Annotated in this window: 17 protein-coding genes; 9 read left to right on the top strand and 8 right to left on the bottom strand. The window is 65.1% G+C overall.

The annotated features are described in order from the left end of the window. Window positions 1–43 precede the first annotated feature (43 nt). Window positions 44–1588, bottom strand: coding sequence for a sodium:proton antiporter (locus RX327_RS35740; RefSeq protein WP_317248684.1), 1545 nt, complete (start codon window positions 1586–1588; stop codon window positions 44–46). 135 nt (window positions 1589–1723) lie between these two features. Between RX327_RS35740 and RX327_RS35735 the strand changes: the two genes are divergently transcribed. From RX327_RS35735 to RX327_RS35725, 3 genes are all read left to right on the top strand, one after another. Further along, entirely contained in the window at window positions 1724–2494 is a 771-nt protein-coding gene (locus tag RX327_RS35735) for a tetratricopeptide repeat protein (protein ID WP_317248683.1), read from the top strand. 101 nt (window positions 2495–2595) lie between these two features. After that, window positions 2596–4503 carry a propionyl-CoA synthetase gene (locus RX327_RS35730; protein ID WP_317248682.1) on the top strand — a complete coding sequence of 636 codons (1908 nt, stop codon included), beginning with the start codon at window positions 2596–2598 and terminating at the stop codon, window positions 4501–4503. Window positions 4504–4814: 311 nt separating this feature from the next. Further along, window positions 4815–5087, top strand: coding sequence for a hypothetical protein (locus tag RX327_RS35725; RefSeq protein ID WP_075969207.1), 273 nt, complete (start codon window positions 4815–4817; stop codon window positions 5085–5087). A 109-nt stretch (window positions 5088–5196) separates the two neighbouring features. Here RX327_RS35725 and RX327_RS35720 read toward each other — a convergent pair whose 3' ends face one another. Continuing rightward, entirely contained in the window at window positions 5197–5895 is a 699-nt protein-coding gene (locus RX327_RS35720) for a DUF1013 domain-containing protein (RefSeq protein ID WP_317248681.1), read from the bottom strand. A gap of 231 nt (window positions 5896–6126) precedes the next feature. Between RX327_RS35720 and ispH the strand changes: the two genes are divergently transcribed. The 3 genes from ispH to rnhA are packed head-to-tail and all read left to right on the top strand — an operon-like array spanning window position 6127 to window position 8534. After that, window positions 6127–7098 carry a 4-hydroxy-3-methylbut-2-enyl diphosphate reductase gene (ispH, locus tag RX327_RS35715; protein ID WP_317248680.1) on the top strand — a complete coding sequence of 324 codons (972 nt, stop codon included), beginning with the start codon at window positions 6127–6129 and terminating at the stop codon, window positions 7096–7098. Between the two features lie 6 nt (window positions 7099–7104). Further along, window positions 7105–8085 carry a homoserine kinase gene (locus RX327_RS35710; RefSeq protein WP_317248679.1) on the top strand — a complete coding sequence of 327 codons (981 nt, stop codon included), beginning with the start codon at window positions 7105–7107 and terminating at the stop codon, window positions 8083–8085. Then, window positions 8082–8534: a ribonuclease HI gene (gene rnhA / locus RX327_RS35705; protein WP_317248678.1), complete on the top strand. Its 453-nt coding sequence runs from the start codon at window positions 8082–8084 to the stop codon at window positions 8532–8534. The genes RX327_RS35710 and rnhA overlap by 4 nt, the downstream gene beginning before the upstream one ends. Window positions 8535–8800: 266 nt before the next feature. On the opposite strand, the gene RX327_RS35700 is transcribed toward rnhA, so the two are convergent. The 6 genes from RX327_RS35700 to RX327_RS35675 all read right to left on the bottom strand — a co-directional run bounded on the left by RX327_RS35700 (window position 8801) and on the right by RX327_RS35675 (window position 16690). Continuing rightward, a complete protein-coding gene (locus tag RX327_RS35700) occupies window positions 8801–9286 on the bottom strand; it encodes a peroxiredoxin (protein ID WP_317248677.1) in 486 nt (161 codons plus the stop codon). Between the two features lie 211 nt (window positions 9287–9497). Then, window positions 9498–10055 carry a DUF924 family protein gene (locus RX327_RS35695; protein ID WP_050387245.1) on the bottom strand — a complete coding sequence of 186 codons (558 nt, stop codon included), beginning with the start codon at window positions 10053–10055 and terminating at the stop codon, window positions 9498–9500. A 22-nt stretch (window positions 10056–10077) separates the two neighbouring features. Then, window positions 10078–11760, bottom strand: coding sequence for a long-chain fatty acid--CoA ligase (locus RX327_RS35690; RefSeq protein ID WP_317248676.1), 1683 nt, complete (start codon window positions 11758–11760; stop codon window positions 10078–10080). 163 nt (window positions 11761–11923) lie between these two features. After that, window positions 11924–13369 carry a D-alanyl-D-alanine carboxypeptidase family protein gene (locus tag RX327_RS35685; protein ID WP_410712118.1) on the bottom strand — a complete coding sequence of 482 codons (1446 nt, stop codon included), beginning with the start codon at window positions 13367–13369 and terminating at the stop codon, window positions 11924–11926. Window positions 13370–13572: 203 nt separating this feature from the next. After that, a complete protein-coding gene (locus RX327_RS35680; RefSeq protein ID WP_317248675.1) occupies window positions 13573–15348 on the bottom strand; it encodes a glucan ABC transporter ATP-binding protein/ permease in 1776 nt (591 codons plus the stop codon). Between the two features lie 286 nt (window positions 15349–15634). Further along, window positions 15635–16690: an ABC transporter substrate-binding protein gene (locus tag RX327_RS35675; RefSeq protein ID WP_050387298.1), complete on the bottom strand. Its 1056-nt coding sequence runs from the start codon at window positions 16688–16690 to the stop codon at window positions 15635–15637. Window positions 16691–16955: 265 nt separating this feature from the next. Here RX327_RS35675 and RX327_RS35670 point away from each other — a divergent pair, with 265 nt between their 5' ends. The 3 genes from RX327_RS35670 to RX327_RS35660 all read left to right on the top strand — a co-directional run bounded on the left by RX327_RS35670 (window position 16956) and on the right by RX327_RS35660 (window position 18555). After that, on the top strand, window positions 16956–17390 hold the full coding sequence (locus RX327_RS35670; protein WP_028334773.1) for a hypothetical protein: 435 nt from the start codon (window positions 16956–16958) through the stop codon (window positions 17388–17390). Window positions 17391–17508: 118 nt separating this feature from the next. Further along, a complete protein-coding gene (hisE, locus tag RX327_RS35665) occupies window positions 17509–17904 on the top strand; it encodes a phosphoribosyl-ATP diphosphatase (RefSeq protein ID WP_028334774.1) in 396 nt (131 codons plus the stop codon). 69 nt (window positions 17905–17973) lie between these two features. Then, window positions 17974–18555: a YqaA family protein gene (locus tag RX327_RS35660; RefSeq protein WP_317248674.1), complete on the top strand. Its 582-nt coding sequence runs from the start codon at window positions 17974–17976 to the stop codon at window positions 18553–18555. Window positions 18556–18618 lie beyond the last annotated feature (63 nt).

Here is an 18618-nt window from a genome sequence, read left to right as displayed (position 1 = left end):
CTGACAAACCCTGTGATGGTTCAAAGGATATTGCGGCCCGGCGCTACGCCTCCACGCTGAGCTCGGCGCGGTCGAGCTCTTCCTCGACCAGATGGAATGCGTCGTCGCCGATCGCCTCGGTGCGGCGCAGATTGAGCAATGCCTGACGCGCCGCGGCGATGGCGCGGCGGCGCAGCGGATCCGACGGCAGCTCGCGTGAGGTCAGGCCGCCATCGGGATCATTCTCCGCGCGCAGCAGCACGGCGCGATATTCGAGCCGCAGGATCTCGGCCTCCTCCGACGGGTCGGCGTCGATCTCGTCGAGCGCGGCGCGAAACACCACACCACGGGCATGGGCCGCCTCGCGTCCGACCGGATCGTCGTCAGCGAAATTCAACGCCAGGATCAACGGCCGCAGCGTCAGCCCCTGGATCACGAGCGAACCGAGCACCACGGCAAACGCCGTCAGCAGGATCAGATCGCGATACGGAAACCATTCAGGCAGCGCAAACGCCGCCGCCAGCGTGACGATGCCGCGCATTCCGCACCAGGATACGATGAAGCCGCGCTTCAGGGTCGGCACGGCGTCCACCACGTGGGCGGGCAGCAGGTTGCGCGCCTTCAGCGTGCGCAGCAGCGCGCCGTAGGGCATCACCCAGAGTATGCGGGCGAGGATCACGACGGCGAGGATCGCGGCGGCAAAGCTGCAATATTTCCACCGCACCTCGTCGTCGAGTCCGGACCAGATCGGCCGCATCTGCATGCCGATCAGCATGAAGGCGAGCACGTTGAGCACGAACACCATCGTCTCCCAGACCGCATAGGACGGCACCCGCAGCCGCGCCGGCATGCGTGCCGGCGCCGTGCGCGCGATCGCGATGGCATAGACCACGATGGTGAGGATGCCGGAGAGGCCGAGATGCTCGGCAATGATCCACACCATGAAAGTGCCGCCGAACTGCGTGATGATCGCGCTCGGCGCCTCGGTGATGCGACGCGTAATCATCATCCAGACCTGCGCGAACAGGAAGCCGGCGGCGAGGCTGCCGACCAGCGCAATCGTGATGGATGGCACGAACTCGCGGATCTTCATGTGCTCGGCAGCGACGAGGCCGACCGCGATGCGATAGATCAGAAGCGCGCTGGCGTCGTTGAGCAGGCTCTCGCCCTCCAGCACCTTCACCATGCGGTGGGGCAGCTTCACCTGGCTCAGGATCGCGACGGCAGCGGCCGCATCCGGCGGCGCGACGATCGCGCCGAGCGCGACCGCGGCGGCCCAGGGCATGTCCGGGCGCAGCCAATGTGCGACCACGGCGACCGCCGTCGTGGTGACGCCGACCGCGACCACCACCAGCGTCGAGACCGGCAGCCAGTTGTTGCGGAGATCGCGCAGCGAGGTGTCGAACGCGGCATCGAGCAGCACCGGCGCGACGAACAGTGCCAGCGCCAGTTTCGGTTCCAGCGCCCAGGTCGGGGCCCACGGCAGCAGGGTCAGCAGCACGCCGCCGAGCGCCAGGAAGGTCGGGTAGGGTACCTTGATCCGCCGTGCCAGCGCTGACAACGCCACCGCCGCAAGCAACAGCCCGATGATCCATTCGAATGTGAGCAAGCCGAACCCCCGATGCAGCCGATCGTCGCAATTGACGTATAATCCAGCGTGTGGTTTTGCGGCAAATGGCGCGCTGCCGGACATCGGAAGCCGGCGGTTCGGGCGCGGGAGAGGGACGATTTGTCGGCAATCGGGATGCGATGCAAACCTGCAAATCTGGCCGCGATGCTGGTCTGCGTCGGCCTGTCGGGCGCGCTGATGACGGGCGTTGCGCGCGCCACCGGCAGCGAGCCGGGCGAGGATGTGCAGGCCAATGCCGGCCCCTGCATCGCGGCGGCAGCGGCCGCCGATGACGACAAGACCATCGATGTCTGCGGCGCGCTGATCGACAATGAGAAGGCGGCGCGGCCCGATCGCGTCAAGGCGCTGATGGCGCGGGCAGGCGCCTATGACCGCAAGCAGTCGATCGACCGCGCGATCGCAGACTACGACACCGCGCTCAAGCTCGATCCGTCGCTTGCAGATGCGCATAATGCGCGCGGCGAGCTGTGGCGCCGCAAGGGCGACCGGCCGAAGGCGATCCTGGATTTCGGTGCTGCCGTCAAGCTCGACCCCAATCACGCCGCCGCCAGGGCCAACTACAAATCGCTGTCACTGGAGCTGGAGCGGATCGGCGCCATGATGGCGGTCGCCGGCAAGCCGAGCTTCGATTGCCGCAAGGCACACCGGCCGGTTGAGAAGGCGATCTGCGCCAATCCCACGCTTGCCGATCTCGATCGCGAGATCGTCGCATCGACGTTCCGCACCGTACGCGAGGCGCAGAATCCGCGCCAGGCGCGCGAGCTGCAGCGCGCGCAGGATCAGTTCATCGCCCGCCGCAATGCCGACTTCGGCAAGCCCGGCTACGACCTGGAAAAGGCGATGCGCGAGCGGCTGCAGCGGATCAACGGCGTCGACGGCTACTAGCCGGACCCGGCCGAAGGTCGCGGTCATTTCGGCTTGAAACGGCGCCACTTCCCGTGACAATGGTCGGCAAATGACGCGCGACCGCGCGAGGGAGAAACGCGATGAATATCCAGCAGAGCCGGTATCATGAGGTGTATGCCCGCTCGCTCCGGGACCCCGAGAACTTTTGGGCCGAAGCGGCGCGCGAGATCGACTGGATCGAGCCGGCCAAGAAGATCTTCGATCCCTCTGTGGGCGCCTATGGGCGCTGGTTCGCCGGCGCCGTGGTCAACACCTGCTACAACGCGCTGGATCGCCATGTCGCCGGCGGCCGCGCCCGCCAGGTCGCGCTGATCCACGATTCGCCGCTCACGGGCACGATCACCAAATTCACCTATTCCGAATTGTTGGAGGAGGTGCAGACGCTGGCCGCGGTGATGCAGGATTTCGGCGTGGCGAAGGGCGATCGCGTCATCCTCTATATGCCGATGGTGCCGGAGGCTGTCGTCGCGATGCTCGCCTGCGCGCGGATCGGCGCGGTGCACTCGGTCGTGTTCGGCGGCTTTGCGGCGAAAGAGCTCGCCACCCGCATCGACGACGCGCAGCCGAAGCTGATCCTCTCCGCGAGCTGCGGCATCGAGCCCGGCCGTATCGTGCATTACAAGCCGCTGCTCGACGAGGCGATCAGGCTCGCCGGCAGCAAGCCCGAGAGCTGCATCATCCTGCAGCGGCCGCAGCAGGCTTGCGAGCTCACCGCGGGCCGCGATCATGACTGGGCGACGCTGCGCCGCGCCGCGTTCGACGCCGGCAAGGCCGCGCCCTGCGTGCCTGTCGCCGCGACCGATCCGCTCTACATCCTCTACACCTCGGGCACGACCGGCGTGCCGAAGGGCGTCGTGCGCGACAATGGCGGGCATCTCGTCGCGGTGAAATGGTCGATGTTCAACCTCTATGGCGTCAAGCCGGGCGAGGTCTGGTGGTGCGGTTCCGACATCGGCTGGGTGGTCGGCCACAGCTACATCGTCTACGGCCCGCTGTTTCATGGCGCGACCACGATCATGTACGAGGGCAAGCCCGTCGGCACGCCCGATGCCGGCGCGTTCTGGCGCGTGATCTCCGAGCACAAGGCGGTGGCCTTCTTCACCGCTCCGACGGCATTCCGTGCGATCCGCAAGGAGGATCCGGAGGGAAAATTCATCCGGCAGTACGACCTCTCCAAATTCCGCACGCTGTTCCTCGCCGGCGAGCGCGCCGATCCGCCGACGGTGGAGTGGGCGGAGCAGCAGCTGAAGGTGCCGGTGATCGACCATTGGTGGCAGACCGAGACAGGCTGGTGCATCGCCGGCAATCCGGTCGGGCTCGGCATGCTGCCCGTGAAGCACGGCTCGCCGACGGTGCCGATGCCGGGCTACCAGGTCGATGTCGTCGATGAAGCGGCAAAGCCGGTCGGCCCCAACACCATGGGCTCGATCGTCATCAAGCTGCCGATGCCGCCGGGCTGTCTGCCGACGCTGTGGAATCAGGACGGGCGCTTCAAGGACGCCTATCTCAGCGAATTCCCCGGCTATTACAAAACCTCTGATGCCGGCTACAAGGACGAGGACGGCTATGTCTTCGTCATGGGCCGCACCGACGACATCATCAACGTCGCCGGCCATCGGCTCTCCACCGGCGGCATGGAGGAGATCCTGGCCTCGCATCCCGATGTCGCCGAATGCGCCGTGCTCGGCGTCAAGGACGCGATCAAGGGCGAGGTGCCCTGCGGCTTCCTGGTGCTGAAAGCGGGCGTGAAGCGCCCGCCGGCCGAGATCGAGAAGGAGATCATCGCATTGGTGCGCGACAAGCTCGGCCCGGTTGCCGCCTTCAAGCTCGCCATCACCGTCGGCCGCCTGCCCAAGACGCGTTCCGGAAAGATCCTGCGCGGTACCATCAAGAAAATCGCCGACGGCGAATCCTGGACCATGCCGGCGACCATCGAGGATCCCAAGGCGCTCGAGGAGATCGGGGAGGCGCTGAAGGGGAGGGCGTAGCTCTTGTTGCCTCGCCCCGCTTGCGGGGAGAGGCCGGATCGCATGGCAATGCGATCCGGGTGAGGGGAAGGCTCCGCACGCTCGCTGCATTCATTCTGCGGAGGCGGCCCCTCACCCCAACTCTCTAAGAGCGAGCTTCGCTCGTCTCGACCCCGCAAGAGCGGGGCGAGGGAGTGCTGGCACCTCCCGCGCCTGAGGTCGGCACCTGTGGAACAAGTCTTCCGCATTGGGAAGCAAAACGGCCTTGATTTTGATGGATTGCCGGGTCATCCCGGCCTCCCTGTCATATGCCACGAGATACGGACCCTCGGATGCGATCGATTTCCGCACGCGCGCCTCTTGCCTTGCTGCTCGCCCTGCCGCTGCTTGCAGGCTGTCTCGAGCGCGGCCGATCGCCGATCGCGGAGAGCATGGGGGACGACGATCAGTACTGCCAGGCCGGCGGCAAGGTGGCGGTCGGCTCGCCTGATTATGTCGCTTGCCGCAAGAACCGCGACGTGCAGCGCCAGAACGCCGAAGCCCGCACCGATCGAAGGCAGCGCGATCTCGGCGAATACATGATGAACAACCCCGACCGGCATTGAGCCGCGCCGACGGCCGCCGTCACGCCCATCGCATGCGCTTCCAAGCAAAAACGCGGCAGGTTGCGCTGCCGCGTTTCGTGTTCTGCGCTTCGAGTTGTGCGAGCCGCGCTTACTCCTCCTCGTCTTCGTGCTTCTTGCCGCCGAGCGTCTTCAGCTTGGCGAACACGGCGTCGACATTGAGGTCGTCGTGGCGTTCGATCGGCTGGTCGTCCAACTCGTCCTTGCGGGTGGTCTCGGAGGCCGGCAGCAGGGTCGCGCCGCCATAGGTTGCATCGATCGGCTTTTCCTTGGCAGCGCGCTGCACCTCGAAATCGAGCTCGATCTGCGAGCACAGGCCGAGGGTGACGGGGTCGATCGGGGTCAGCGCCGACGTGTTCCAGTGGGTACGGTCGCGCACGCTCGCGATCGTGCTCTTGGTGGTGCCGACCAGGCGCATGATCTGGGCGTCCTTGAGTTCCGGATGGTTGCGCAGCAGCCAGAGGATCGCGCTCGGACGTTCGTGGCGGCGCGAGACAGGGGTGTAGCGCGGCCCCTTCTTCTTGGCGGCGGAGGGCAGCACCACTTTGCTCTCCTGAAGCTTGAGGCGGTAGTTCTGGTCGCGCTCGCCGCGCTCGATTTCCTCGCGGGTCAGCTGGCCGTTGGAGAGCGGATCCATGCCCTTGATGCCCTGGGCGGCGTCGCCGTCCGCGATCGCGCGCACCTCGAGGGGATGCATCTTGGTGAAATCGGCGACCTGGTCGAAGGTCAGCGCGGTGTTGTCGAGCAGCCAGACGGCGGTCGCCTTGGGCATCAGAGGTGCGTTGCTCATGGCAAATCTCCTTTGTGCTTCGCCCACCCCTCTGGAGGCGAAACCGGTGGTCATCAGCGATGACAGGGAATTATAGGGTCTATATAAGCCCTCCGGGGGGAATGGCGCAATGGGCCAGCAAAATCGCCTTGACAGCGCCCGAAAGCAGTCCCAAGTCCTTACTCAAATTGGCCGTTCCCCGCCTGCCTGGCGAGGGGTTATTCGGTCCCGAGATTGCCCCGAGACAGCCCGATGTCAGCCAAAAAACCCGATCTTAAAATCGTGCTTTGTTCCCCCCGCGGCTTTTGTGCCGGGGTGGTCCGTGCCATCGACACGGTCGAACGTGCCCTCACCATCTACGGTGCGCCGGTCTATGTCCGGCACGAAATCGTCCATAACAAGTATGTGGTCGACAGCCTGAAGACCAAAGGCGCCATTTTCGTCGAGGAATTGGCCGAAATCCCCGACGATACCAACGCTCCGGTGGTGTTCTCGGCGCACGGCGTGCCGAAATCGGTTCCGGCCGACGCCCAGTCCCGCAATCTGTTCTCGCTGGATGCGACCTGCCCACTGGTGACCAAGGTCCACCGCGAGGCCGCGATCCATTTCAAGCGCGGCCGCGAGATTTTCCTGATCGGCCACTCCCACCATCCCGAGGTGGTCGGCACGCTCGGCCAGCTTCCGCCCGGTGCCGTGACCCTGATCGAGACCGCCGAGGACGCCAAGACGATCACGCCGAAGGACCCCAACAACCTCGCCTTCGTGACCCAGACCACGCTGTCGATCGACGATACCGCGGAGATCGTGGCGCTGCTCAAGGAGCGCTTCCCGAACATCAACGGCCCGCACAAGGAAGACATCTGCTACGCCACCACCAACCGCCAGCTCGCGGTGAAGAAGGTGGCGCCGGTGGTGGACGCCCTGATCGTGGTCGGTGCGCCGAATTCGTCGAACTCGCAGCGCCTGCGCGAGGTCGCCGAGCGCGAGGGCTGCAAGATCGCGGTGCTGGCGCAGCGCGCCACCGACATCGACTGGACCAGGTTCGGCGACATCGCCAGTCTCGGCATCACGGCGGGCGCCTCCGCGCCTGAAGTGATCGTCGAGGAGATCATGGACGCCTTCGCCGAGCGCTACACGCTGCATGTGGAGACGGTCTCGGCCGCGGAGGAGAACGAGTTCTTCCCGCTGCCGCGCTCGGTGCGCCCCGAAGCTGCCGCCGAGTAGACCTTTATGGCGGTCTACACCGACGTCGCCGCCGACGAGCTTGCGGATTTCCTGAAACAATACGATCTCGGCGAATTGCTCTCCTACAAGGGCATCGCCGAGGGCGTCGAGAATTCCAACTTCCTGCTGCACACCAGCAAGGGCTCGTTCATTCTCACGCTCTACGAAAAGCGCGTGGCGAAGAACGATCTGCCGTTCTTCCTCGCGCTGATGACGCATCTGGCCGAGCACGGTGTGTCGTGCCCGCAGCCGGCGCGCAACCGCAAGGGCGAGGTCACTAGCCGGCTCGCCGGCCGGCCCGCCGCGATCATCAACTTCCTCGAGGGCGTGTGGCCGCGGCGGCCGAACGTGGCGCATTGCTCCGGCGTCGGCGAGGCGCTGGCCAAAATGCACGTTGCCGGCCGCGATTTTCCGCTGGTCCGCAACAACCCGCTGTCGGTCGCCGGCTGGCGGCCGCTGTTCGATCTCGCCGCCGCACGGGCCGACAGCGTGCAGCCGGGCTTGCACGATTTCATCGCGCGCGAGCTCGATCATCTCGAAGCCGCCTGGCCGACCAATCTGCCGGAGGGCGTGATCCACGCCGACCTCTTCAACGACAACGTCTTCTTCCTCGGCGACAAGCTCTCGGGCATCATCGACTTCACCTTCGCCTGCAACGACATGCTGGCCTATGACGTCGCGATCTGCCTCAACGCCTGGTGCTTCGAGCCGGATCACTCCTTCAACGTCACCAAGGCGCGCGCTTTTCTCAACGCCTATGGCCGGGTGCGCAAGCTCTCCGAGACCGAAGAGGCGGCGCTGCCGCTGCTGGCGCGCGGCGCCGCGATCCGCTTCCTGCTGACGCGGCTGGTCGACTGGCTCAACGTGCCGCCGGGCGCGCTGGTCAGGCCGAAGGATCCCCTGGAATATTTCCGCAAGCTGCGCTTCCACCAGAGCGTCGCTGCTATCAACGACTACGGCATCACGCCGGCCGGGTGCGCGGCGTGAGCGAAAAGCCGCATGTGACTGTTTTCACCGACGGCGCCTGCTCGGGAAATCCCGGGCCGGGCGGCTGGGGCGCGATCCTGAGGTTTGGCGACAAGGAAAAAGAGCTGAACGGCGGCGAGCGACATACCACCAACAATCAGATGGAGCTGATGGCGGCGATCTCCGCGCTCGAGGCGCTGAAGAAGCCGTGCACGGTCGATCTCTACACCGACAGTCAGTATGTCCGGCAGGGCATCACGGGCTGGATCTTCGGCTGGAAGCGCAACGGCTGGCGCACCGCCGACAAGAAGCCGGTGAAGAATGTAGAGCTGTGGCAGCGCCTGGATGCCGCGCTGAAGCAGCACGAGGTCCGCTGGCATTGGGTCAAGGGCCACGCCGGGCACCCGGAGAACGAGCGCGCCGATTTCCTGGCGCGCGAAGGCGTGGCGATGGCGAGGTTGAAGAGTTAGGCGCGCCGCTTGTTGGCTGGGTAGGATGGGTAGAGCGAAGCGAAACCCATCATCTCAACGCACGGTACGAAGGCAATGGGTTTCGCTGCGCTCTACCCATCCTACGAAGCCGCGATCCGCGGCCATCGCCATGCCCATAACTGTCATCGCCCGCGAAGGCGGGCGATCCAGTATTCCAGAGGCGGTAGCGATTGAACCGAGACGCCGCGGCGTACCGTCGTCGCCCGGTCGAGCCGGGCGACGACAGCAAAGTATGCGGCGAAAACTCAGAGCTGCCCGAGCAGCGTATCGCCGCCGGAGACCTCGACCTTGCCGGGCATCGCCTCGAGGTTGAGCTTCTTGACCACGCCGTCCTCGACCAGCATCGAATAGCGCTTGGAGCGGATGCCGAGGCCGTTGGCGGAGGCGTCGAGCTCCATGCCGATCGCCTTGGTGAACTCGGCATTGCCATCTGCGAGGAAGACGGCCTCGTCGCGCTGGTCGGTGTCGCGCTTCCAGGCGTTCATGACGAAGGCGTCGTTGACGGAGATGATGGCGATGGTGTCGACGCCCTTGTCCTTGATGGCATAGGCGTTGAGGAAGATGCTCGGCAGATGCATCTTGTGGCAGGTGCCGGTATAGGCGCCGGGCACCGCGAACAGCGCCACCTTCTTGCCCTTGAAGATGTCGTCGGTGGTCTTCACCTGCGGGCCTTCCGCCGTCATCACGCGGAATTTGGCTTCCGGCAGCTTGTCGCCAACATTGATCGTCATCGTTGTTCTCCCTCGGTGAAGCGGAACTGTCTTAAACCCGGCGATTGGACGGCACAATACGGCCTGCTGCGAGAACGGCAATGCCGGAGGTGAGAGCATTTTCGAGCGAAGCGGATACCGGTTCGCGTGAAGAAAACGCGTCAAAACAAGAATCTAGAGCCCCGTTCCGATTCAATCGGAACGGAAAAAGACTCTGGTCACCGTTCCGTCATCAGCCGGAAAAACCGCCGGCGTCGAGAAAGTCCTGCTCCTCGGCCGTGGTCTGCCGGCCCAGCACGCGATTCCGGTGCGGGAAGCGGCCGAACCGGCGGATGATGTCGGCGTGGTCCTCGGCGTATTTCAGGTTGTCGGGATGGCAGTCATATTGCCCGAACAGCGTCACGCAGCGCTGCTGGTCGTCGAGGTCCTCCGAATGCTCGAACGGCAGATAGAGGAATTCGCGCAGCACGGGGTCGGTCCGCGCATCGACGCCGCGGTCGATGGCGCGCCTTGCCACTTCACGCGCCAGCGCATCGCTTGAAAAGGTCCTGGCGTCGCCTCGAAACAGGTTTCGCGGAAACTGGTCGAGCACGATGGTCAGCGCCAGCGCGCCCTCATCGCTCGCCTCCCATGACGACAATTCGCCGGCAGCCGCCTTCTGCCAGGTGGCGAGGAAGCGGCTGCGGATTTCGGCATCGAAGGCGTCGTCGTGCTTGTACCAGCGGTCGCGGCCGGCATTCCGCCAGAAGCCAAGCACGTCAGCCGGCGTCGCGAGGCTTGCGTCAGACATCGAACGTCAGTCCACTCACGCCTTAAGCCTCGGCCTTTTGCTCGTCGCGGAGCTGCCGGCGCAAGATCTTGCCGACATTGGTCTTCGGCAGGTCGGTCCTGAACTCGATGTGCTTGGGCACCTTGTAGCCGGTGAGCTGCTCGTGACAGAACGTGACGATCGCCTCGGGCGTGAGGTTCGGGTCCTTCTTGACCACGAAGGCCTTCACCGCCTCACCCGATTTGGAATCGGGCATGCCGATCACGGCGCATTCGAGCACGCCCGGATGGCTCGCGATCACTTCCTCGACCTCGTTGGGATAGACGTTGAAGCCGGAGACCAGGATCATGTCCTTCTTGCGGTCGACGATCTTGGTGTAGCCCTTCTCGTCCATGATGCCGATGTCGCCGGTGCGGAAATAACCGTCCGCCGTCATGACCTTCGCGGTGTCTTCCGGCCTGTTCCAGTAGCCCGACATCACCTGCGGGCCCTTGGCGCAGATCTCGCCGGGCTGCCCGAGCGGGACCTCGTTGCCGTCGTCGTCGCGGATCGAGATCCAGGTCGAGGGGACCGGAAGGCCGATCGTCCCGGAGAACTCCTCGATCGTGGCAGGATTGCATGTCAAGGTCGGCGACGTCTCCGACAGGCCATAGCCTTCCGACAACGAGATGCCCGTGACCTTCAACCATTTCTCGGCGACCGGCCTTTGCGTCGCCATGCCGCCGCCGTTGGAGATCTTCAGCTTGGAGAAGTCGAGCTTGTCGAATCCGGGCGTGTTCAGCAGGCCATTGTAGAGGGTGTTGACCGCCGGGAAGAAGTTGACCTGGTATTTCGCCAGCTCCTTGATGAAGCCGGGAATGTCGCGCGGGTTGGGGATCAGGAGATTGCAGCCGCCGGCGCGCACCGCGAGCAGGTAGCAGGCCGTCAGCGCGAAGATGTGATAGAGCGGCAGCGCGCAGACGATCATGAGCTGGTCGACATGCGGCGGCGCGGCGAGCGCCGGCTGGAGCCAGGCGTCGTTCTGCAGGACGTTGGCGACGATGTTGCGATGGAGCAGCGTCGCGCCCTTGGAGACACCGGTGGTGCCGCCGGTATATTGCAGGAACGCGACGTCATCGAGCGTCAGCGTCGGTTTGTTGAGCTTGGCGGCGCGGCCGGCCGAGAGCGCGTCGTTGAAGGCCACCGCCCCCGGCAGCGACCAGGCCGGTACCATCTTCTTGACCCGGCGGACGACGAGATTGACGATGATCCCCTTGAAGCCGAGCAGGTCGCCCATGCTGGCGACGATGACGTGCTTCACCGCGGTATTGGGAAGTACCTTCTGTACGGTGGTGGCAAAGTTCTCCAGCACGATGATGGCTTCGGCGCCGGAATCCTTGAGCTGGTGCTCGAGCTCTCGCGGGGTGTAAAGCGGGTTGACGTTCACGACCGTGTATCCGGCGCGCAGCACGGCGGCGGTCGCGACGGGGTACTGCAGTACGTTCGGCATCATGAGCGCGACCCGCGCGCCCTTCTGCAGGCCCTTGCTCTGCAGGTAGGCGCCGAGCGCCGTCGACATCTGGTCGAGGTCGCGATAGCTGATCGACTTGTCCATGCAGATGAACGCCTTGCGGTCGGCGAACTTGGTGAAGCTCTCCTCCAGAAGGTCGACCAGCGATGCATATTGTGTCGGCTCGATATCGGCGGGCACGCCGGGCGGATATTGCTTGAGCCAGATGCGCTCCATGATGGTCAATCCCCTCTCTCAAATTTGGCTGATGTCCCGGATTGCTTCCGGGTTTTCCGACCTTTGGCCGCGTTATTTCAGGCAGTATTGAGCGATGCCGCGGCCAATGGCAAGCCGCTGCGCGTTATCGACGCATTGGAGGAAATGACGGGCGGGCGCTGTGCTAGCCGGCCGGCTTGGCGTCGGCTTTCGGCTTGTCGGCAGCCTTGGGTTTGTCGGCCGCGGTCTTGGGCTTGGCAGCCGGCTTTGCCGCCGCCGGCTTGCCGGCGGGCTTTGCGGCGGCGGGCTTGTCCGCGGCGGTCTTCGCAGCTGCGGCATCCGGCTTGGCGTTGGCGTGACGGACGGGCTTGGCCGCCGGCTTGCTGTCCGACTTGGAGGCGCCCTTGGCGTCGGCCTTCGCGTCATCGGCCGCATCGGGCTTCTTGCCCGCGACGCGGCTGTGCTTGCCCTTGGCACGCTTGACCGGCTGCATCTTCTCGGTGTCGGCCTCGACCGCGGCGATCAACGCAGCACCGGTCTTGGTCGGCCCCGTATAAACCACGACCGGCTCGGAGGCCGCGGCCGGCTGCGCCAGCATGTCGGCCGGCTTGGTCGGCATCGCAGCCTGCAGGCCCGAGGCGAAGAAGCTGACGCCGCCGTCGCCATTGGTGCTGGAGCTTCCGGCGCTGGCGACGGTGTCTTCTGCGTCGTCGTCACTGGCCGGCCGCTTGCGGTGGGGCCCGCACATCTCGTCGCGCAGGTTCGGCGGCGAGGCGTCGACCGGCACGAGATTGTCGACCGTGCCGAGCGAGGGCCGCAGCCACGCCAGCCCGTTATTGGCAAAGCCGCGGTCCAGGAGCTGCGCGGCGCGGATCGCGCGCATGCGGCCCGAGGTGGCGCCGAGCACCACCGCGATCAGCCGGCGGCCGTTGCGCGTGGCCGAGGCCACCAGGTTGTACCCGGAGGCGCAGATGAAGCCGGTCTTGAAACCGTCGGCGCCGGGATAGCGGCCGATCAGCTTGTTGAAATTGCCGGTGACGCGTTTGCCGAAGCGGATCGCCGGGATGTGTACGAAGTACTCGTATTCTGGCAGGTCGCGCAGGAAGGCGCGCGCCAGGATTCCGAGATCGCGCGCGGACGTGATCTGGCCGTCGGCGGGCAGGCCGTTCGGATTGACGTAGCTCGTCTGCGTCATGCCGAGCTTCTTCGCGGTGTCGTTCATGATCGCGGAGAAGCCGTCGATCGAGCCGCCGACGCCTTCGGCGAGCACCACGGCCATGTCGTTCGCCGACTTGACCATCATCATCTTCAGCGCGTTGTCGACGGTGAGCTGCGTTCCCGGGCGGAAGCCCATCTTCGAGGGCGACTGCGAGGCCGCCGTCGGCGACACCGTGAGCAGCGTGTCGAGCGTCAGCCTGCCGTCCTTGACCGCCTTCAGCGTGACATAGGCGGTCATGATCTTGGTGACGGAGGCCGGATACCAGGGAATGGTCGCGTTGTCCGCCTGCAGCACCTTGCCGGAATCGGCTTCGACAACCAGCAGCGCCTCGGCTTGCGCCATTTGCGGCGTGGCGATGGCGAGCATCGCGACGGCCAGAATCCATTTCAATGACGGGCGAGGAAGGTGCACGAATCCGGTTCCGGTCCTTTGAGACCCGCCTTGAAATAAGGAGGTCTTGCGATTGTGACGTACGGGTTTCAAGCGTGTCCGGCGCCGCATTGCGGCGATGCAAACCCTATACCGGCTTGCCAGCAGAGAACAGAGGCCGGGGAATTATATCGTGGACGAAATCGGCTGAATTTCGGCAGCCGCCTCAATTGGAAAGGCGGGAATTATGGTGTCTCGATGCCGGCGCGCGCCTGTTCCTGAACCATGAACTGGGCCTTGGCGAGCTCGGCGAAATGGCCGCCTTTGGCCACGAGTTCATCGAAAGTTCCGCTTTCGATCACGCGCCCATTCTCGAACACCAGGATCCGCGTGGCGTTGCGGATGGTCGAAAGGCGGTGGGCGATCACGAAGGTGGTTCGGCCCTTCATCACTTCGTCGAGAGCGGCATTCACCTTGGCCTCGGTGACGGCATCGAGCGCGCTGGTGGCTTCGTCCAGGATCAGGATCGGCGGATCCTTCAGCAGCGCACGGGCGATGGACAGGCGTTGGCGCTCGCCGCCCGAGAGCATGCGGCCGCGTTCGCCGGCATTGGTCTCGAAGCCGCCGCTGCGCTCGATGAACGCGAGCGCCTGCGCGCGCTCCGCCGCCTTGCGCATCTCGGCCTCTGTCGCGTCCGGCTTGCCGACGCGCAAATTATCGGCGATCGAGCGGTTGAACAGCAGCGCTTCCTGGAACACCACGCCGATGTTTCGCCGCAGCGAGGTCAGCGTGACGCCGCGCACGTCCATGCCGTCGATCTTGATGACGCCGGACTGCGGATCGAAGGCACGATGCAGCAGCGCAATCGCGGTCGACTTGCCGGCGCCGGTCGGGCCGACCAGCGCAATGGTCTGGCCGGGCAGGGCGGTGAAGGTGAGGTCTTCGATCGCCGGCCGCTTGCCGTCATAGGAGAACGTGACGTCGTTGAACTCGACGAGGCCCGACAGCCGGCCGGCATCGATTGCGTCGGGCCGGTCGTGCACGGCGGGCACGGCGTCGAGCACATTGAAGAACTCGCGCAGGCGCGGGGCTTCCATGAACACGTTGTTGATGAAGCTCACGACCTGCTCGAGCTTCTGGATCAGCATCGTCGCGAAGCTCACGAACATCACGATTTCGCCGACCGAGGTGAGCCCCTGGTCGTGCAGGGCGATACCGAAGGTGAAGATAGCGAGCACCGTGATGGTGGTGGAAGCGCGTGTGATCACGGTGACCAGCGCCCACCACGACAGCACCGGCATCTGCGCGGCCAGCAGCTCGTCGGCGACGGAGCGCAGCCCCTTCACCTCGGATTCGACACGCACGAAACTCTGCACCAGCGCGACGTTGCCGAGCGCGTCGGAGGCGCGCGCGGAGAGATCGCTGTAATAGGCCTCGACCTCGCTCTGCATGCCGTAGGTCTTGCGCACCACCAGCGTAGTCAGCGCGGTGAAGACGATGCAGAGCACGAACAGCAGAATCGCCAGCCGCCAGTTCAGGTAGAGCGACAGCGGCAGCAGCACCACGACCGAGAGGATCGCGGCAAAATGCTCGCGGAAGAAGCCGAGCCAGAGCCGCCACAGCGCGTCCGTGCCGTTGAGCATCACCTTCATCAGCCGGCCGGAATGGGTGCCGGAATGGAAGGTCAACGGCAGCTGCAGGATATGCTCGAAATAGCTCGTCAGTACCGCCTGACGCTGGCGGTGCGAGAGCCGGTCGGCTTGCAAGGCCACGAGCGCGCTGCACGCGATGGTGAAGAGCCCGAACGCCGCCCAGGCGACGAGCAGCGGCCATGCCGAGGAGGTCGCGAACAGCCCGGTGACCGGCCGGCCCGACAGCACGTCGACGATCTTGCCGAACAGCACGGGCTCGGCGAATTGCGCGCCGGCGAGCAGCACGTTGGCGATGGCCAGGATCCAGCCGAGCCGCGCCTCCTTGCCGAGCAGTTCGAGGACGCGGGTATAGAGGCGAAGCATGGACATGCCGGCGGCACTCGTCAGCGGTGGGCGCCCGATCAGGCGGGAATGCAATTTAATCAGGGTTCGCGATGCAGGGCCAGCGGTGACAGCGCGTCATGCTCAGGGTGACGGTGATTGTGGCGACCGGCTCCCTACGCCGTCGTCCTGGCGAAAGCCAGGACCCATAGCCAACGAATTTGATTGGGAGCGGGATAGTGGCCCCAGCGTCGCGCAACAACAAACGGCTGGGGTAATGGGTCCTGGCTTTCGCCAGGACGACGCTGAACATTTGGTGCCGCTTCGCATGCTCTCAATTCACCAGGCGGCCGTCGATCGGCGGCAGAAAAGCCTCGTCGAAGATGTCGGCGGCGTGCGGCCGCTTCTGGAATTTGAAGTCCTCCGCGAGCTGGTCGACCGAGCGCTCGAAGCGCTCCGCTTCGATGCCGCCGATGCCGTCGCGCTTCACCTCGCTGGTCAGGATGTTGTCGCGGATGATGGCGTTCAGCCGCTCCAGCTCCAGATCACGCGAGCCGCCATCCATCCGGCTCGCGACCTCGCCGGCGGCGCGGGCCGGATCCTTGACCGCGAGGTTGGTGCCGCCGATCGCCGCGCGCACGAATCCCTTCACCGCATCCGGCTTCGCGGCGGCAAGGCGCGGGCTGACGATCACGGCAAAGCCGTAGGCCTCGCAGCCATAGTCGGCGAAGCGCAGCACCGCGAGATCGTCGGCGGGCACGCCGCGATCGCGCAAATTGATCGCCGAGAGATACGAGAAGCCGGTGACGGCATCGACCTGGCCGGCGGAGAGCATCGGCTCGCGCACCGCGGCGCTGATCGTGCTCTGCTTGACGCTCGACAGCTTGATGCCGTTCTGCTTCGCGACCGCGGGCCACAGCCGGATCGAGAGGTCGCCCTCGGCGACGCCGAGGCTCTTGTCCTGCATGTCGGTCAGCGTCCTGATGCCGCGGCTCTTGCGCGCGATGATCGCATAAGGCGCCTGGTTGAACAGCACGAACACCGCCTTGACGGGCGCAGCACCAGGCTTGTCGCGAAAGCGGATCAGCGAGTTGATGTCGACGAGGGCGAAATCGCTCGAGCCGTCGGCGACGCGCGCGATGGCATCCGCCGAGCTGGTCGCGACGTTGGTGCCGACGCTGAGGCCCTCGGCGCTGAACAGGCCGCCGGTCGACGCCATCACGAATGGCGCCGCGGCGGCATCAAGCGGACGGTCGAGCGTGAACTGGATGGTGAGCGGCGGTGGCAGATCGCTGGCGCGCAGCGGCGTCAACGCCGGCCACACGCCCCCCGCGAGGCCGATCATGCCGGCCAGTATCAAGCGGAGAACGGTGGTCCGACTTACCTGCATCATGACATCCGGGAGGCGAGACAAAGTGCCGCGCCGGCGCGCCTGCTTCATGACATCGAATGCGCCAGAGCAAGCGTCAATTTCAAGCGTTATTTGCAGGCATTTTGCCCCAGGCAAGGTGAACGGTCGATGACTGCCAGGCTTCGGCTTGCCATGTTTTCACCTCAGGTCGTTCAGCTTGCATTCGGTTTGGGGAACCTAATCTGGAGGCAGTGGGTTAGCTAACCAAGGCCCGTCGGGCCGGCTTCCACAAAGGATGACCGCAATGTTTGCGCGAAAAGGTGTTTTTTCGTCCATTGGCCGCGCAGCCACATTGGCAACGGTTGCCGCGGTGGCGTTGACGGCCGTTGAGCCGACGATAGCGTTCGCAGGCTCTGCTCATACAGGTAAGGCGACTGCTGTGACGACGTCACAAGGCACGAGCGGCGCGACCGACATCAGTGCCCGCCGTCGCTACTATGGCGGCGGTGGCGCCGCGGCTGCGGCTGCGTTCGCCGGGATCGTCGGCACGGGTCTCGCGATCGCCGCAGCCCAGAGCCGCCGCGACTATTACGACTCCTACGGCTACTATGGCGGCCCGGGTTACTACGGTGGTCCCGTCTACTATGGCGGCGGCCCGGTCTATTACGGCGGCGGACCGTACTATGGTTACCGCGGCTATTACGGGCGGCGGTCGCAACTGCCGTATCAGCCGTACTGACAGCCGTCGGCGGTTCTCAGAACTGTCACAAAGCATCCAATCCACCGGCCGCGGGCCGGTGGATTTTTTCGTCGTCGCCGTTAACACGCTGGCGACCCGTTTCGACTAGGCTCGAAGCATGAGTGATTCGATCGAGCGGCTTTACCAGGCGGTGATCGCGGCCAAGGATCTTGATCCGGCTACGTCGCGCACGGCACGGCTGTTCCAGCGCGGCCCGGCCAAGATGGCCAAGAAGCTCGCCGAGGAAGCGATCGAAGTCGTGATCGACGCCGTCAGCGGCAAGTCGGATGCCGTCATTCGCGAAAGCGCCGACCTGTTCTACAATCTCGCCGTTCTCTGGGCGTCCGCCGGCGTGAAGCCGGAGGATGTCTGGCGCGAGATGGAGCGGCGCGAACGGCTGCTCGGGATCGCCGAGAAGCTGCCGAAGTCGCCGGTCAAGGTGCCCAAACCCGCGCCGGTCCCGGTGGTTCGGCGCCGAATTGTCGCGCTGGAGAACCGGCTGCGCAAACGGTAGCCGTAAATCAACCAGATTCAGCTCAATCCCGGCATGGACAAATCCGCTCCATGATGGTTCATCGCGCCCATGTTGAAACGGACTTACGAGTGGTGCGTCGAGGCGGCCGACAAGCCCTATGCGCTGTGGATTCTCGCGGCCGTCGCCTTCGCTGAGAGCTCCTTCTTCCCGATCCCTCCCGACATCATGCTGCTGCCGATGTCGCTGGCGCGGCCGAAGCGGGCATGGTGGTTCGCGGCGGTCTGCACGGTGGCGTCGGTCGCCGGCGGGGTGCTCGGCTATGCGATCGGCGCGCTGCTCTACGACTCGCTCGGGCAATGGCTGATCCAAGTCTACGGCCTCGGCGACAAGGTCGACGCCTTCCGCGCCTCCTATGCGGAATGGGGCGCGGTGATCATCCTGCTCAAGGGGCTGACGCCGATCCCCTATAAGCTCGTCACCATCACCTCGGGCTTTGCCGGCTACAACATCATCCTGTTCATCCTCTGCTCGATTATCGCGCGTGGCGGACGCTTCTTCGTCGTCGCGATCCTGCTCAACCGCTACGGCGATTTCATCCGCGCCGAGCTCGAGAAGCGGCTCGGCCTGTGGGTCGCGATCGGCGCGATCGTGCTGGTGCTGGGCTTTGTTGTCGCATTCAAGCTGATCTAGCGACCGACCGCTTGCGGCTTTGCCTGCGCGCGGCTTCGGGTTACGCTCAGCGCGATGGCTGAT

The organism is Bradyrhizobium sp. BEA-2-5, assembly GCF_032918025.1.
Classification (GTDB): domain Bacteria; phylum Pseudomonadota; class Alphaproteobacteria; order Rhizobiales; family Xanthobacteraceae; genus Bradyrhizobium; species Bradyrhizobium pachyrhizi.
This window is presented reverse-complemented; position numbering and strand designations above follow the sequence as displayed.

What these genes read in the sequence shown, in the direction of transcription:
- RX327_RS35660 (WP_317248674.1), top strand. Translation starts at nt 17,974, where the DNA reads ATGTTGAAACGGACTTACGAGTGGTGCGTCGAGGCGGCCGACAAGCCC.
- RX327_RS35675 (WP_050387298.1), bottom strand. Translation starts at nt 16,690, where the DNA reads ATGCAGGTAAGTCGGACCACCGTTCTCCGCTTGATACTGGCCGGCATG.
- RX327_RS35700 (WP_317248677.1), bottom strand. Translation starts at nt 9,286, where the DNA reads ATGACGATCAATGTTGGCGACAAGCTGCCGGAAGCCAAATTCCGCGTG.
- RX327_RS35725 (WP_075969207.1), top strand. Translation starts at nt 4,815, where the DNA reads ATGCGATCGATTTCCGCACGCGCGCCTCTTGCCTTGCTGCTCGCCCTG.
- RX327_RS35670 (WP_028334773.1), top strand. Translation starts at nt 16,956, where the DNA reads ATGTTTGCGCGAAAAGGTGTTTTTTCGTCCATTGGCCGCGCAGCCACA.
- RX327_RS35695 (WP_050387245.1), bottom strand. Translation starts at nt 10,055, where the DNA reads ATGTCTGACGCAAGCCTCGCGACGCCGGCTGACGTGCTTGGCTTCTGG.
- RX327_RS35680 (WP_317248675.1), bottom strand. Translation starts at nt 15,348, where the DNA reads ATGTCCATGCTTCGCCTCTATACCCGCGTCCTCGAACTGCTCGGCAAG.
- RX327_RS35710 (WP_317248679.1), top strand. Translation starts at nt 7,105, where the DNA reads ATGGCGGTCTACACCGACGTCGCCGCCGACGAGCTTGCGGATTTCCTG.
- ispH (WP_317248680.1), top strand. Translation starts at nt 6,127, where the DNA reads ATGTCAGCCAAAAAACCCGATCTTAAAATCGTGCTTTGTTCCCCCCGC.
- RX327_RS35690 (WP_317248676.1), bottom strand. Translation starts at nt 11,760, where the DNA reads ATGGAGCGCATCTGGCTCAAGCAATATCCGCCCGGCGTGCCCGCCGAT.
- RX327_RS35730 (WP_317248682.1), top strand. Translation starts at nt 2,596, where the DNA reads ATGAATATCCAGCAGAGCCGGTATCATGAGGTGTATGCCCGCTCGCTC.
- RX327_RS35720 (WP_317248681.1), bottom strand. Translation starts at nt 5,895, where the DNA reads ATGAGCAACGCACCTCTGATGCCCAAGGCGACCGCCGTCTGGCTGCTC.
- RX327_RS35735 (WP_317248683.1), top strand. Translation starts at nt 1,724, where the DNA reads ATGCGATGCAAACCTGCAAATCTGGCCGCGATGCTGGTCTGCGTCGGC.
- hisE (WP_028334774.1), top strand. Translation starts at nt 17,509, where the DNA reads ATGAGTGATTCGATCGAGCGGCTTTACCAGGCGGTGATCGCGGCCAAG.